Raw genomic sequence first — 14,854 nt, forward strand, 5'->3', positions numbered from 1 at the left:
ACTTGGTCGACGACCGACAATTTAAAGGTCAGCGTGTAGTCTCGCTGACTACGCCTTTTACTTGTCTCCATTACGCCCTCCTGAAAATAGATCAGAAGGTGTAAACCTTATTCAGGACGGGACACAGGCATAAAAAAAGGATCCCGAAGGATCCTTTTTTCAACGCCGGTTTCGGGGGCTATTAAGCTTCCGAAGCCTTGGCAGCTGCTACGTCCTTGATGGAGAGCTTGATACGGCCGCGGTTGTCCACGTCCAGTACCAGTACTTCCACTTCCTGACCTTCTTTCAGAATGTCAGTCACTTTCTCGACACGAGCATCGCTCAGCATGGAGATGTGCACCAGGCCGTCTTTGCCTGGCAGGATGTTTACGAATGCCCCGAAGTCGACGATGCGCTCAACCTTGCCGGTGTAGATCTTGCCGATTTCGGCTTCTGCGGTGATGCCCAGAACGCGCTGACGCGCCGCTTCTGCTGCTTCCTTGGTTTCGCCGAAGATCTTGATCGAACCGTCGTCTTCGATATCGATCGAAGCCTTGGTTTCTTCGCAGATTGCACGGATGGTCGCGCCGCCTTTACCGATGACATCACGGATTTTGTCGGTGTCGATCTTCATCGCAATCATGGTCGGAGCGTTGGCCGACAATTCGTTGCGAGATACGGCAATGATCTGGTTCATCTGACCCAAGATGTTCAGGCGAGCGTCCAGGGCCTGGCCCAGTGCGATCTCCATGATTTCTTCGGTGATGCCTTTGATCTTGATGTCCATCTGCAGCGCGGTAACACCTTTAGCGGTACCTGCTACTTTGAAGTCCATGTCGCCGAGGTGATCTTCGTCACCCAGGATGTCGGTCAGAACTGCGAATTTCTCGCCTTCTTTAACCAGACCCATGGCGATACCGGCAACCGGTGCTTTCATCGGCACACCAGCGTCCATCAGTGCCAGGGAAGCGCCGCAGACCGAAGCCATGGAGCTGGAACCGTTGGACTCGGTGATTTCCGATACAACACGGATGGTGTACGGGAATACGTCAGCAGCAGGCAGCATGGCCTGAACCGAACGACGGGCCAGACGGCCGTGACCGATTTCGCGACGACCGGCGCCACCCATGCGACCACACTCACCTACCGAGAACGGCGGGAAGTTGTAGTGCAGCATGAACGGGTCTTTCTTCTCGCCTTCCAGGGTGTCCAGCAGTTGTGCATCACGGGCAGTACCCAGAGTTGCAACGACCAGAGCCTGAGTTTCACCACGGGTGAACAGAGCCGAACCGTGGGTCTTTGGCAGAACGCCAACTTCGATGTTCAAAGGGCGAACGGTTTTGGTGTCACGGCCATCGATACGCGGCTTGCCGTTAACGATGTTTTCGCGAACGGTGCGGTATTCGATTTCGCCGAATGCAGCTTTGACTTCAGCAGAAGTCGGCTGGCCTTCTTCACCGGACAGCTTGGCAACAACCTGGTCTTTCAGTTCGCCCAGACGTGCATAACGCTCGTGCTTGACGGTCAGGGTGTAAGCCTGGGAGATCGCTTCGCCGAACTCGGCGCGGATAGCGGCCAGCAGAGCGGTGGCTTCTGGAGCAGGAGCCCAGTCCCAAGTCGGTTTGGCAGCTTCGGCAGCCAGCTCTTTAACAGCCTGGATCACTACCTGGAATTCGTCGTGGGCGAACAGTACCGCGCCCAGCATCTGGTCTTCGGTCAGCTCTTTGGCTTCCGATTCAACCATCAATACAGCTTCCGAAGTACCGGCAACAACCATGTCCAGGCTGGAAGCGGCCAGTTGCTCGTAAGTCGGGTTCAGCAGGTAGCCAGTGCTTTCGTGGTAAGCAACGCGGGCGGCGCCGATCGGACCATCAAAAGGAATACCGGAGATTGCCAGAGCAGCCGAGGTACCGATCATCGCAGCGACGTCCGGATCGGTTTTCTTGCTGGTGGACAGAACGGTGCAGACAACCTGCACTTCGTTCATGAAGCCTTCTGGGAACAGCGGACGGATCGGACGGTCGATCAGACGCGAAGTCAGGGTTTCTTTCTCGGAAGGGCGACCTTCACGCTTGAAGAAACCGCCCGGGATTTTACCCGCGGCGTAGGTTTTTTCTTGGTAGTGAACAGACAGAGGGAAGAAGCCCTTGCCTGGATCAGCTTGCTTGGAGCCGACAACAGTCACCAACACGCTGACGTCGTCGTCAACGGTGACCAATACTGCGCCGGAGGCCTGACGGGCGATACGGCCAGTCTCGAGGGTGACGGTCGACTGACCGAACTGGAATTTTTTGATAACCGGGTTCACGGTGTCCTACCTTCTTTGTGGCTCTTGGGGAACGGGTTTCTTGCGAAATACTGACGCAATGTCGGGTATTGACCCGACTCAGATGCTTACGAAAGCGGACGGCACAGTGAGCTTTCGTAAGAATCCGGCTGGCCCAGATAAAACTTGAGGCTGGAAGCCTGCCGTACACCTGCGGGAAACCCGCAGATACACGACAAACGACCAGCCTCTAGCAACATCGCTATTAGCGACGCAGACCCAGGCGAGCGATCAGCGTTTTGTAACGCTCAACGTTCTTGCCTTTGAGGTAGTCCAGCAGCTTGCGACGCTGGTTTACCATGCGGATCAGACCACGACGGGAGTGGTGGTCTTTTTTGTTTTCTTTGAAGTGACCTTGCAGCGTGTTGATGTTAAAGGTCAGCAGTGCAACCTGCACTTCTGGAGAACCTGTATCACCTGGAGCTTGCTGGTAGTCAGCTACGATTTCTGCTTTATGTTCGATTGTCAGTGCCATGGGGCATTTCCTTTCATTAGGGTTCTGCTTGCGAACAAGACAGATCCAATAGGCCGAGGACAAATCCTCGTATTTATAAGTGAGGAGTGACCGTGCCTAATAACAGCCACCCTCGTTCCAGTCTGGCCAAAGAGTATTACATCTCGAGCCAGCCTGTTCCGGTCATTCTGACCGAATCAGTCGACGCGGCGCGATGCGCCCGTCTTCGCTCACTTCACCGATACCGATAAAGCGACCGTTGTGATCTTGTACCCGCACCATGCCGAACTTCGGAGCATCCGGAGCGCGTACCGGTTGGCCATTAAGCCAATAGAATGCGCTGTGTTCCGAGAAGTGCAGCAAAGGCCAGTCCAGCAAACCGCTGTCCGATGGCATCAGGAAGCGGTCAACCGCTTCGTTTCCGCCTTCGGCATGCACAGCTTCCAACTCTTCCAGAGTGACCGTTTGGGCCAGGCTGAAAGGTCCGGCGTGTGTACGACGCAGCTCTGCAACGTATGCACCGCAACCCAGTTGCTCACCAATATCTTCCACCAGGGTACGGATATAGGTGCCTTTGGTGCAGTCGACGGACAAGCGCGCAGTGTCGCCTTCGCTGGCCAGTAATTCGAGGCGGGTAATAGTAACAGAACGCGGTTCGCGCTCCACCACTTCGCCTGCACGAGCCAACTTGTAAAGCGGCTGGCCGTCACGCTTGAGTGCAGAGTACATCGGCGGTATCTGACTGATTTGCCCACGGAATTTGGGTAAAACAGCTTCAATATCGGCGCGACCAACGGTCACCGGACGCGTCAGCAAAACATCGCCTTCGGCATCCGCTGTGGTCGTGGTCTTGCCCAATTGCATCAGGGTTTCATAACCCTTGTCGGAATCGAGCAGGTATTGCGAAAACTTGGTGGCTTCGCCAAAGCACAGCGGCAATACGCCACTGGCCAATGGATCGAGGCTACCGGTGTGCCCTGCCTTCTCGGCATTGAGCAGCCAGCGGACTTTCTGCAGGGCCGCGTTGGAGGTGAATCCAAGCGGCTTGTCGAGCAGGATGATACCGCTGACGTTACGACGGATACGCTTGACCTGAGCCACCGGTTACTCCTTGGTGTCTTCGGGAGCGGTGCCTTCAGGATGCTGATTGTCTTCAGCCACTGCACGCTCAATCAAGGCGGACAGGTGCGCACCACGCACGACACTTTCATCGTAGTGGAAGTGCAGTTGCGGAACGCTGCGCAGTTTCATTTCACGCGCCAGTTGCATGCGCAGGAAACCCGCTGCCGAGTTCAGCACCTTGACGGTCTGGGCGATGTCTTCAGCGTTGTCCTGGCCCATCACGGTGATGAAGATCTTGGCGTGACCGACGTCACGGCTGACTTCAACAGCGGTAATTGTAACCAGACCCACGCGTGGATCTTTGACTTCACGACGGATCAGCTGTGCCAGCTCGCGCTGCATCTGATCGCCAATTCGTTGGGTACGGCTATATTCTTTTGCCATGTCTTGTTACCTGTTACTCACCCATGGGAAACCCATGCGGTCTGAAAGCGGCAAACGCCCGGCCAGACAGAAGCCGGACCGGGCGTTGCGTTTAGAGTCCAGGCCGGGCACAAGGCATTTGCATGCCCTGGCTCGTCCTCGCTCTTGAGGCTCGCGATTTAGAGGCTGCGAGCAACCTGGACCTTCTCGAACACTTCGATCTTGTCACCGACTTTAACGTCGTTGTAGCTCTTGACGCCGATACCGCATTCCATGCCGGCACGTACTTCGGCAGCGTCATCCTTGAAGCGGCGCAGGGATTCCAGCTCGCCTTCGAAGATAACGATGTCATCACGCAGTACGCGGATTGGACGGTTACGGTGAACAACACCTTCCAGCACCATACAACCTGCGATAGCACCGAACTTAGGCGAACGGAATACGTCACGCACTTCAGCGATACCCAGGATGTTCTCGCGAACGTCGCTGCCAAGCATGCCGGTAAGGGCTTTCTTGACGTCTTCGATGATGTCGTAGATGACGTTGTAGTAACGCATGTCCAGGCCTTCTTGCTCGACAATCTTGCGCGCGCCAGCATCAGCACGAACGTTAAAGCCGAACAGTACAGCGTTGGATGCCAGTGCCAGGTTAGCGTCGCTCTCGGTGATACCACCGACACCGCCGCCCACTACGCGCACTTGCACTTCGTCGTTACCCAGGCCGCTCAGAGCGCCCTGCAGAGCTTCCAACGAACCACGGACGTCAGATTTGAGGACGATGTTAAGCGTCTTCTTCTCTTCCTGGCCCATGTTCTCGAAGATGTTTTCCAGCTTGCCTGCGTGAGCACGAGCCAGTTTCACTTCGCGGAACTTGCCTTGACGGAACAGGGCAACTTCACGCGCCTTCTTCTCGTCAGTCATTACGCTCATCTCGTCGCCAGCATCTGGCGTACCGTCCAGGCCGAGAATCTCGACAGGGATGGATGGACCGGCTTCCTTGATGGATTTGCCGTTCTCGTCGAGCATGGCGCGGATGCGGCCGTAGTTGGAACCGACCAGAACCATGTCGCCTTGGCGCAGGGTACCGTCTTGAACCAGAACAGTCGCAACCGGACCGCGGCCTTTGTCCAGACGGGACTCAACTACTACGCCACGGCCAGGAGCCGATGGAGTTGCCTTGAGTTCCAGGACTTCAGCTTGCAGCAATACGGCTTCGAGCAAGTCGTCAACGCCGGTACCCATTTTCGCCGAAACCGAAACAAACGGAGTGTCGCCACCCCATTCTTCCGACGTTACGCCGTGAACGGACAACTCGCTGCGGATGCGATCGAGATCAGCGCCCGGCTTGTCGATTTTGTTCACTGCAACAACCAGCGGCACGCCAGCAGCTTTCGCATGCTGAACAGCTTCGATGGTCTGCGGCATTACGCCGTCATCTGCAGCAACAACCAGAATCACGATGTCAGTCGCCTTGGCACCACGAGCACGCATTGCGGTAAACGCAGCGTGACCCGGGGTATCGAGGAACGTGACCATGCCGCGTTCGGTTTCAACGTGGTATGCACCGATGTGCTGAGTAATACCACCGGCTTCGCCAGCAGCTACCTTGGCACGACGGATGTAGTCGAGCAGGGACGTTTTACCGTGGTCAACGTGACCCATTACGGTCACAACCGGAGCACGGGAGAACGACTCGCCTTCGAACTTCAGGGACTCGGCCAGGGAATCTTCCAGGGCGTTGTCGCTTACCAGAGTCACTTTGTGGCCCAGTTCTTCAGCAACCAGTTGAGCAGTTTCCTGATCAAGTACCTGGTTGATGGTTGCCGGAGTACCCAGCTTGAACATGAACTTGATGACTTCAGCAGCCTTGACCGACATCTGTGCAGCCAAATCGCCGACAGTGATGGTCTCGCCAATCTGAACGTCACGAACTACAGGGCCGGTTGGGCTCTGGAAACCGTGAGCGTTACGCTTCTTCAGCTTGCCCTTGCCACGACCACCGCGACGGAAGCTATCGCTTTCTTCATCGGAAGAGCGCGGAGCAACACGTGGAGTCGGTGCTTTTTCTTTAACCGATGCGCGATGCGGTGCGTTCTTGCGATCGCCGTCACCACTACCGCGACGATTGTTATCGTCTGCGCGTGGTTTGTCCGGGCGACGCTGTTCGTCACGTTTACGTGCATCAGCGGCTGGCGCAGGTGCTGCAGCCGGTGCAGCCTGCACAGGTGCAGGAGCAGCGACAGCCGGAGCTGCTGCAGGAGCAGAGGTAGATGCAGGCTGACGGCGCGCGTCTTCTTCGGCGCGACGCTTGGATTCTTCTTCAGCCTTCTGACGTGCGGCATTTTCTACTGCACGACGCTCATCCATCTCACGCTTGCGCTCGGCTTCGATTTCTTCCGGGCTGCGTTGTACGAAAACTTTCTTCTTGCGTACTTCAACACTAATGCTTTTGCTGCCAGCTACACGCAGGGTACTGGTGGTTTTACGCTGCAAAGTGATCTTGCGCGGTTCTTCCACTTTAGCCTTGTGGCTGCTTTTCAGGTGAGTCAGCAGAGCCTGCTTCTCACTGTCGGTCACATTCTGCTCGGCGGCGTTGTGCGGCAGACCTGCCTCACGCATCTGCTGCAACAGGCGCTCAACCGGTGTTTTGACCTCATCGGCCAGTTGTTTCACCGTGACTTGCGTCATGCATTTCTCTCCTCAGGCCGCGCCTAATTACTCGAACCAATGGGCTCGGGCGGCCATGATCAACTTGCCGGCACGATCAGAGTCAATGCCGTCGATGTCGAGCAGGTCGTCAATAGACTGCTCGGCCAGGTCTTCGCGGGTAATTACGCCGCGCACCGCCAGTTCCATCGCCAAATCCTTGTCCATACCCTCAAGCGAGAGCAGGTCTTCGGCCGGATGGGCGTCTGCCAGCTTTTCCTCAGTAGCGATGGCTTTAGTCAACAAACGATCCTTGGCTCGAGCGCGAAGCTCGTTGACGGTATCTTCGTCAAAGCCATCGATGTTGAGCATTTCCTCCACCGGTACGTAGGCAATCTCTTCCAGGCTAGTAAAGCCTTCATCTACCAGTACCTGCGCCAGGTCTTCATCAACTTCAAGCTCTTCGATGAAGTTGCGCAGGATGTCGCCGGTTTCTGCTTGCTGCTTAGCCTGGATGTCCGATTCGGTCATCACGTTCAGGGTCCAGCCGGTCAACTGGCTGGCCAAACGTACGTTCTGACCGCCGCGACCAATCGCCTGGGCCAGATTGTCTGCGCCAACGGCGATGTCCATGGCATGGGCATCTTCGTCGACGATAATCGCCGCTACTTCTGCTGGCGACATTGCGTTGATCACGAACTGCGCCGGGTTGTCATCCCAAAGGACGATATCCACTCGCTCTCCGCCCAATTCGCCGGACACTGCCTGGACGCGCGAACCGCGCATACCAATGCAGGCACCTTGCGGATCAATGCGTTTGTCTTTGGAGCGAACGGCTATTTTAGCGCGAGATCCAGGATCGCGGGAGGCCGCCATCACTTCGATCAGGCCTTCGGAGATTTCTGGAACTTCAATACGGAACAGCTCGATCAACATCTCCGGCGCGGTACGCGACAGGATCAGTTGAGGACCGCGGTTCTCGGTACGAATTTCTTTCAGCAGTGCGCGAAGGCGTACGCCAACACGGAAAGTTTCACGCGAGATGATGTCTTCACGAGCCAGCAACGCTTCTGCGTTGTTACCCAGGTCGACGATCACATTGTCACGTGTCACCTTTTTAACGGTACCCGAAATAATTTCGCCCAGACGCTCACGATAGGCATCGACTACTTGAGCACGCTCGGCTTCGCGGACTTTCTGCACGATTACCTGTTTGGCAGTCTGTGCAGCAATCCGACCGAATTCGATAGAATCGATTTTTTCTTCGATAATATCGCCGGCTACAGCGCCTGGCTGTTTCGCCTGGGCCTGGTCTACCGCCAACTCGATTGCTGGATCATCCAGATCTTCGTCTTCGACCACAGTCCAGCGACGGAAAGTCTCATAATTACCGGTGTGGCGATTGATTTCCACACGCAGATCGACTTCGTCTTCAAAACGCTTTTTAGTAGCGGTGGCCAGAGCCAGCTCCAGCGCTTCAAAAATAACGTTTGCCGGTACGCCCTTTTCATTGGACACCGACTCAACAACCAGCAGTACTTCTTTGCTCATCGTACGCCTCGCCTTTCGCAAGCCATTGGATCCGCGGGATCCGCGTCTCAGTCAAAACTGGGAATAATGTTGGCCTTGTCGATCATATCGATCGGCAACAGGAATTCATGGTCTTCAACTTGCACCACGATATCCTGCTCCTCTACGCCGCGCAGAAGGCCCTGAAAGTTACGTCGCCCTTCAAAAGGCGAGCGCAGCTTGATCTTCACTTGCTCACCGACATATTTCGCGAACTGTTCAAGAGTGAACAGCGGGCGTTCCATGCCAGGAGAAGAGACTTCAAGGGTGTATTCAACAGCGATAGGATCTTCGACATCCAGAACACCGCTGATCTGACGACTGACAATTGCACAGTCATCCACCAATACGCCGCCTTCCTTGTCGATATACACACGCAACATTGAATGGCGGCCTTGAGCCGAAAATTCAATACCCCAGCATTCATAGCCAAGGGCCACGATCACCGGGGCCAGCAAGGCCTGCAACTCTTCTAGCTTGCTCGACACTTGAACCCCCTAGTGCATGTTTGTGCATGCTGTGCAAAATGAAAAAATGGGCGAAGCGCCCATCTCTGAAACGTCGTTGAATACCGACGCTATAAAGTGTCCAGTTAACAAAAAGCCCCTAATAAGGGGCTCCGCTAAAACTGGTTGCGGGAGCCGGATTTGAACCGACGACCTTCGGGTTATGAGCCCGACGAGCTACCAGACTGCTCCATCCCGCGACAAAGCTGGAGCGGAAGTATACGGTTGATCCTTTTCAGGGTCAATCCAACCTTCCACATACAAGAAAGCCCGCTACTGCGGGCATTCTTGATAATTGGTACCGAGAAGGGGACTCGAACCCCTACACCCTATGGGCACAACCACCTCAAGGTTGCGTGTCTACCAATTCCACCACCTCGGCAATACTACAGTTACATCATGAAACCCGTTTTACTTTTGCTCTTGAGCTGGAGGTACGTCAGTCGCAGGAGTTGCCGACTTTTGCTCTTGAAGCACCGGAACATCATCTGAAGCCGGCTTTTGCACTGGAACTTCCAAAACCGCTGGATTTGGCAAACCTACTTGAGTCAGCTGTTCAGCTTTCTCTTTAGCAAAGTAACCTAACCCCAAGCTGGTTATGAAAAAACCTGCGGCAAGTATAGCAGTAAACTTACTAAGAAAGGTAGAGGAACCTTGGCTTCCGAACACAGTATTTGATGCACCTGCGCCAAAAGAAGCTCCAGCATCCGCTCCCTTACCCTGTTGCAGCAAAACCAGGGCAATTACACCCAAAGCTGTCAGCAGATGAAAAACAGTTACGACGTTATCCAGCATTTTCAGTTTCCTGCGGCACGAATAATCGCACCGAACTCATCTGCATTCAGGGAAGCCCCGCCAATGAGTCCCCCATCGATATCCGGCATGCTGAACAGTTCGACCGCATTGGCCGCCTTCACGCTGCCGCCGTATAGAAGCCGCACACCTTGCGCGACTTCAGAATTCTTTTGCGCCAACTGTGCGCGAATGGCCGCATGCACATCTTGCGCTTGCTGCGGTGATGCAGTCAGCCCGGTACCAATGGCCCAGACCGGCTCATATGCAATCACTGCATTTACAAAAGCCTCAATACCAAATGCGTCAATCACGACATCCAGTTGACGCCCTACCACTTCAAGGGTTTGCCCGGCTTCGCGCTGCCCCAGGGTTTCCCCTATACACAACACCGGCGTCAGACCAGAAGCCTGAACTGCTGCAAACTTGCGATTGAGGGTCTCATCCGACTCACCCAGAATCAGGCGACGCTCAGAGTGACCTACAAGCACCAATGCGCAACCTGCATCCTGCAACTGACTCGAAGAAATCTCCCCGGTCAGAGCTCCCTGCTTTGCTTCAACCGCAGCATTCTGAGCACCAACCGAAATTGGCGCGCCTTGTAAGCCTTTGATCACACGATCAATGAACAGGTCAGGCGGGAATACTGCAACATCAACACTGCCAGGCAAGGACAGATCACGCAGACCAACGATCAGCTCAGCGACGCTGGCGCAGGTACCGTGCATCTTCCAGTTACCAGCTACCATCATGCGACGCATGCTTTACCTCGTCGGTCAAAGTGGGCGCAGATGTTACCCAACCACATCCGCGCTGGCAAGTCGAATTCAGGCACAAACTTCACTTACTAGTTTTGCCAGCTCATCGGCATAGCCGCGAACCATATTTTCATCGTCACCTTCGACCATTACGCGCACCAGAGGCTCGGTACCCGACTTGCGCAGTAATACACGCCCACGCCCTTTCATGGCTTCAGTGACTCGTGCGCAGGCCTCTTTGACGGCCGGGTGCTCGACCGGGTCAACACCACCACCAAACCGCACATTTACCAGCACCTGCGGACATTTACGCAACGCCTGACGCGCCTGAGCCAGACTGTCGCCACGGCGACGCAACGCCAGCAGCACCTGCAGGGCAGCGATAATCGCATCACCGGTGGTCGTATGCTGGAAGCACACGATATGCCCCGAGTTCTCACCGCCCACCTGCCAGTCGCGCTCTTGCAGGCCTGCAATCACATAGCGATCCCCGACATTGGCCCGAACGAAGGGAATGCCCAGGTCATCCAGCGCCAACTCAAGCCCGAGATTACTCATCAGCGTGCCGACGACACCACCTTGCAATTTGCCACGCTCATGCAAGTCGCGGGCAATGATGAACAGCAACTCATCACCATCAACAATCGCGCCCGTGTGATCAACCATCAGCACCCGGTCACCGTCGCCATCAAACGCGATACCCAGGTCCGCGCCCTCAGCCAGGACTGCAGCCTGCAACTGCCCCATATGGGTCGAGCCGCAATCATGGTTGATGTTCAAACCATTAGGCTGAGCCGACAACACAGTGACTTGTGCACCCAGTTCCTTGAAAACACTTGGCGCAACCTTGTAGGTCGCACCATGGGCGCAATCAATAACGATCTTCAGATCGCTGAAGTTGGTACTGCTCGGCACACTGCTCTTGCAGAATTCGATATAGCGACCCGGCGCATCATTGATACGCGACACCTTACCCAGCTTGTCGGAGTCAACGACGGTCATCGGAGTGTCCAGCAACTCCTCAATCATCAACTCGACGTCATCAGGCAACTTGGTGCCATCCCCCGAGAAGAACTTGATACCGTTATCGTCGTGGGGATTGTGCGAAGCACTGATCACAATGCCCGCTTCCGCATGGAAGGTGCGCGTCAGATAAGCAATGGCCGGAGTAGGCATTGGCCCCAACAGCATCACATCGGCACCGGCCGCAGACAGACCGGCCTCTAGCGCGGACTCGAACATATAACCGGAAATGCGCGTGTCCTTGCCTACCAGGATGCGACATGCACCCTTGCTGCGGAACGCCATACCCGCCGCCCAACCCAGCTTGAGCATGAAGTCAGGGGTAATTGGATAAACGCCGACCCGACCACGAATACCGTCGGTGCCAAAATATTTCTTCGTCATAAGTGCTCCATCATTCTTAGTCGGCGGACTCTACCGCTGCGATCATCCGTACCACATCAACTGTTTCGGCAACGTCATGGACACGCAATATTCGCGCACCCTTGGTCACGGCCAGCGCTGCCAGAGCCAAACTGCCATACAGTCGCTCTGTAACCGGCCGATTCAGCGCCTGCCCAATCATGCTTTTACGCGAAACACCTACCAGCAATGGTCGACCCAGTGCATGCAGGGCCTCCATATGCTTAAACAAACTCAGGTTGTGCTGCAACGTCTTGGCGAAACCAAATCCCGGATCCAGCACTATGCGCTCAGACGCAATCCCGGCAGCGGCGCATTGCGCCATGCGTTCAGCAAGAAATGCCGACACCTCACCGACCAGATCAGTGTAATGCGGGTTGTCCTGCATATCCCCGGGCTCGCCGAGCATATGCATCAGGCATACCGGAAGACCTGTGGCTGCAGCAGCCTGCAGGGCACCTTCGCGGCGCAATGAGCGCACATCATTAATCAGGCCGGCGCCAAGGCGCGCAACCTCAGTCATGACGATGGGCGCGGAGGTATCGACCGAAATGATCACATCAAGTTCACGACTGATGCGCTCGACAACAGGCGCCACCCGATCAAGCTCTTCCTGTGGCGAAACCACCGGAGCACCGGGGCGAGTTGACTCACCGCCGACATCAATCAGGGTTGCCCCCGCAAGAACCATTGCCTGCGCATGGCGCATTGCCGCATCCACCGCAGCGAAGCGACCGCCATCAGAAAAGGAATCAGGGGTGACATTGAGAATGCCCATCACGTGCGGATGGGCCAAATCAAGAACCCGGTTGCCGCAAGGCAACCGGGTTGAGGGCTGAACAAAAGTCATTTCAAGCCTTATTGATCAGCAGCTGGGCCGCCGATAGGTGTTTCCGGGCGCTCGGTCTTGTCCAGGGTTGGAGCAGTCGGGGTACCCGAGCCACCACCTTCCCAGTCACGCGGCTCCCGTGGCGGGCGCCCCGCCATGATGTCGTCGATCTGATCGGCATCGATCGTTTCGTACTTCATCAAGGCATCAGCCATGGCTTCCAGCTTGTCACGATTGTCGGTCAGGATCTGCTTGGCAGTGCCATAGCACTGATCAATGATGCTGCGCACTTCGGAGTCGATCAGCTTGGCTGTCTCGCCCGAAACGCTCGAGCTCTGACCACCGCCACGCCCCAGATACGACTCTTCGTCTTCGGCATACATCAGCGGGCCCAATTTCTCGGACAGGCCCCATTTGGTGACCATGTTCCGGGCAATCTGGCTCGCACGCATGATGTCGTTGGACGCACCGGTAGTCACACCGTCAAAGCCCAGGGTCATCTCTTCAGCAATACGGCCGCCATAGAGCGAGCAGATCTGGCTGATCAGAGCACGCTTGGACAGGCTATAACGATCCTCTTCCGGCAGGAACATGGTGACGCCCAGGGCGCGACCACGAGGAATGATCGAAACCTTGTAAACCGGATCGTGCTCAGGCACAACGCGACCAACAATGGCATGACCCGCTTCGTGATAAGCCGTGTTGCGCTTTTCTTTGTCCGACATGACCATCGATTTGCGCTCTGCGCCCATCATGATCTTGTCTTTAGCCAGCTCGAATTCTTTCATTTCCACAACACGCTTACCGGTGCGCGCTGCAAACAGGGAAGCTTCGTTCACCAGGTTGGCCAGGTCAGCACCCGAGAAGCCCGGAGTACCACGCGCAATCACGCCTGGCTGGACATCATCGCCCATCGGAACTTTGCGCATGTGCACCTTGAGAATCTGCTCACGGCCACGAATGTCCGGCAAGCCAACCACGACCTGACGGTCAAAGCGGCCTGGACGCAACAGCGCAGGGTCGAGCACGTCCGGACGGTTGGTGGCGGCAATCACAATGATACCGTCATTCATCTCAAAGCCGTCCATCTCAACCAGCAACTGGTTAAGGGTTTGCTCACGCTCATCATGACCGCCGCCCATACCGTTACCACGGTGACGGCCGACAGCATCGATTTCATCGATAAAGATGATGCAAGGTGCGTGCTTTTTCGCCTGTTCGAACATGTCACGAACACGGCTGGCACCAACACCGACGAACATTTCAACGAAGTCCGAACCGGAAATCGTGAAGAACGGCACCTTGGCTTCGCCAGCAATCGCCTTGGCGATCAAGGTTTTACCGGTACCCGGCGGGCCAACCATCAGCACACCACGGGGAATTCGACCGCCCAGACGCTGGAACTTGCCCGGATCGCGAAGGAATTCGACCAGCTCGCCTACTTCTTCTTTCGCTTCGTCACAACCGGCTACGTCAGCCAGGGTCGTTTTGACCTGGTCTTCCGATAGCAGTCGCGCCTTGCTCTTGCCAAAGCTCATCGGTCCGCCTTTACCGCCGGCACCGCCCTGCATCTGACGCATGAAGAACATGAAGACAGCGATGATCACCAGAATCGGGAAGCTCGCAACGAGCAATTGAGTCCAGATGCTTTGCTGCTCAGGCAGCTTGCCCTCAACGGTCACATGGTTATCAACCAGATCACCGATCAAACCGTTGTCCTGAATAGCCGGACGGATGGTTTTGAAGGAATCGCCATCGCTGCGTTTGCCGGTAATCACGTAGCCGTCCACGGCAACGCGTTCGACCTTGCCATCCTTAACTTGCTGGATGAAGTCGGAATAGTTGAGGGTTTGTGGCTCGTTTGGACTGGAGAAGTTGTTCATCACTGTCACCAGGACAGCTGCGATGATCAACCACAGGATCAGATTCTTTGCCATATCGTTCAATTAGCTACCCTCTGAAGCAAGCCCCGCTACTGAAGCGTGCTTCGCATGATATTCACCGGCATAACTTACTACATTGCCTACAACCCTTGCAGGCTCCGTCTGTAACCCTTTGTGAAACTTTGACTACACAATATTCTTTA

At 55.6% G+C, this 14,854-nt stretch carries 12 protein-coding genes and 2 tRNA genes; all 14 read right to left on the minus strand.

Going from position 1 to position 14,854, the window contains the following annotated elements:
- Positions 1 to 181: 181 nt before the first annotated feature.
- A complete protein-coding gene (gene pnp, locus EQV90_RS19425) occupies positions 182 to 2,287 on the minus strand; it encodes a polyribonucleotide nucleotidyltransferase (protein ID WP_003439642.1) in 2,106 nt (701 codons plus the stop codon).
- A 223-nt stretch (positions 2,288 to 2,510) separates the two neighbouring features.
- Complete coding sequence (rpsO, locus tag EQV90_RS19430; RefSeq protein WP_003439639.1) at positions 2,511 to 2,780, minus strand: 30S ribosomal protein S15; 270 nt, start codon at positions 2,778 to 2,780, stop codon at positions 2,511 to 2,513.
- A gap of 162 nt (positions 2,781 to 2,942) precedes the next feature.
- Positions 2,943 to 3,860, minus strand: a complete 918-nt coding sequence (gene truB, locus EQV90_RS19435) for a tRNA pseudouridine(55) synthase TruB (protein ID WP_003439625.1) — start codon at positions 3,858 to 3,860, stop codon at positions 2,943 to 2,945.
- A gap of 3 nt (positions 3,861 to 3,863) precedes the next feature.
- A complete protein-coding gene (gene rbfA, locus EQV90_RS19440; RefSeq protein WP_003439623.1) occupies positions 3,864 to 4,265 on the minus strand; it encodes a 30S ribosome-binding factor RbfA in 402 nt (133 codons plus the stop codon).
- Between the two features lie 158 nt (positions 4,266 to 4,423).
- On the minus strand, positions 4,424 to 6,931 hold the full coding sequence (gene infB / locus EQV90_RS19445) for a translation initiation factor IF-2 (protein ID WP_003439621.1): 2,508 nt from the start codon (positions 6,929 to 6,931) through the stop codon (positions 4,424 to 4,426).
- 27 nt (positions 6,932 to 6,958) lie between these two features.
- Complete coding sequence (gene nusA / locus EQV90_RS19450) at positions 6,959 to 8,440, minus strand: transcription termination factor NusA (protein ID WP_003439619.1); 1,482 nt, start codon at positions 8,438 to 8,440, stop codon at positions 6,959 to 6,961.
- Between the two features lie 47 nt (positions 8,441 to 8,487).
- Positions 8,488 to 8,946, minus strand: a complete 459-nt coding sequence (gene rimP / locus EQV90_RS19455) for a ribosome maturation factor RimP (protein ID WP_003439616.1) — start codon at positions 8,944 to 8,946, stop codon at positions 8,488 to 8,490.
- Positions 8,947 to 9,087: 141 nt separating this feature from the next.
- A tRNA-Met gene (locus EQV90_RS19460) sits at positions 9,088 to 9,164 on the minus strand.
- A gap of 96 nt (positions 9,165 to 9,260) precedes the next feature.
- A tRNA-Leu gene (locus EQV90_RS19465) sits at positions 9,261 to 9,346 on the minus strand.
- A gap of 29 nt (positions 9,347 to 9,375) precedes the next feature.
- Complete coding sequence (secG, locus tag EQV90_RS19470; protein ID WP_003439612.1) at positions 9,376 to 9,759, minus strand: preprotein translocase subunit SecG; 384 nt, start codon at positions 9,757 to 9,759, stop codon at positions 9,376 to 9,378.
- A 2-nt stretch (positions 9,760 to 9,761) separates the two neighbouring features.
- Positions 9,762 to 10,517, minus strand: a complete 756-nt coding sequence (gene tpiA, locus EQV90_RS19475) for a triose-phosphate isomerase (RefSeq protein WP_240878558.1) — start codon at positions 10,515 to 10,517, stop codon at positions 9,762 to 9,764.
- A 66-nt stretch (positions 10,518 to 10,583) separates the two neighbouring features.
- Positions 10,584 to 11,921, minus strand: a complete 1,338-nt coding sequence (gene glmM, locus EQV90_RS19480) for a phosphoglucosamine mutase (protein ID WP_003439606.1) — start codon at positions 11,919 to 11,921, stop codon at positions 10,584 to 10,586.
- A gap of 16 nt (positions 11,922 to 11,937) precedes the next feature.
- Entirely contained in the window at positions 11,938 to 12,789 is an 852-nt protein-coding gene (gene folP, locus EQV90_RS19485; RefSeq protein WP_003439604.1) for a dihydropteroate synthase, read from the minus strand.
- Between the two features lie 8 nt (positions 12,790 to 12,797).
- Positions 12,798 to 14,705 (minus strand): ATP-dependent zinc metalloprotease FtsH, encoded by a 1,908-nt coding sequence (gene ftsH, locus EQV90_RS19490; RefSeq protein ID WP_003439601.1) that lies wholly within the window; start codon positions 14,703 to 14,705, stop codon positions 12,798 to 12,800.
- Positions 14,706 to 14,854 lie beyond the last annotated feature (149 nt).

Origin of the sequence: Pseudomonas sp. TMW22089 (assembly GCF_022496645.1) — a bacterium.
Lineage (GTDB): Bacteria > Pseudomonadota > Gammaproteobacteria > Pseudomonadales > Pseudomonadaceae > Aquipseudomonas > Aquipseudomonas paraversuta.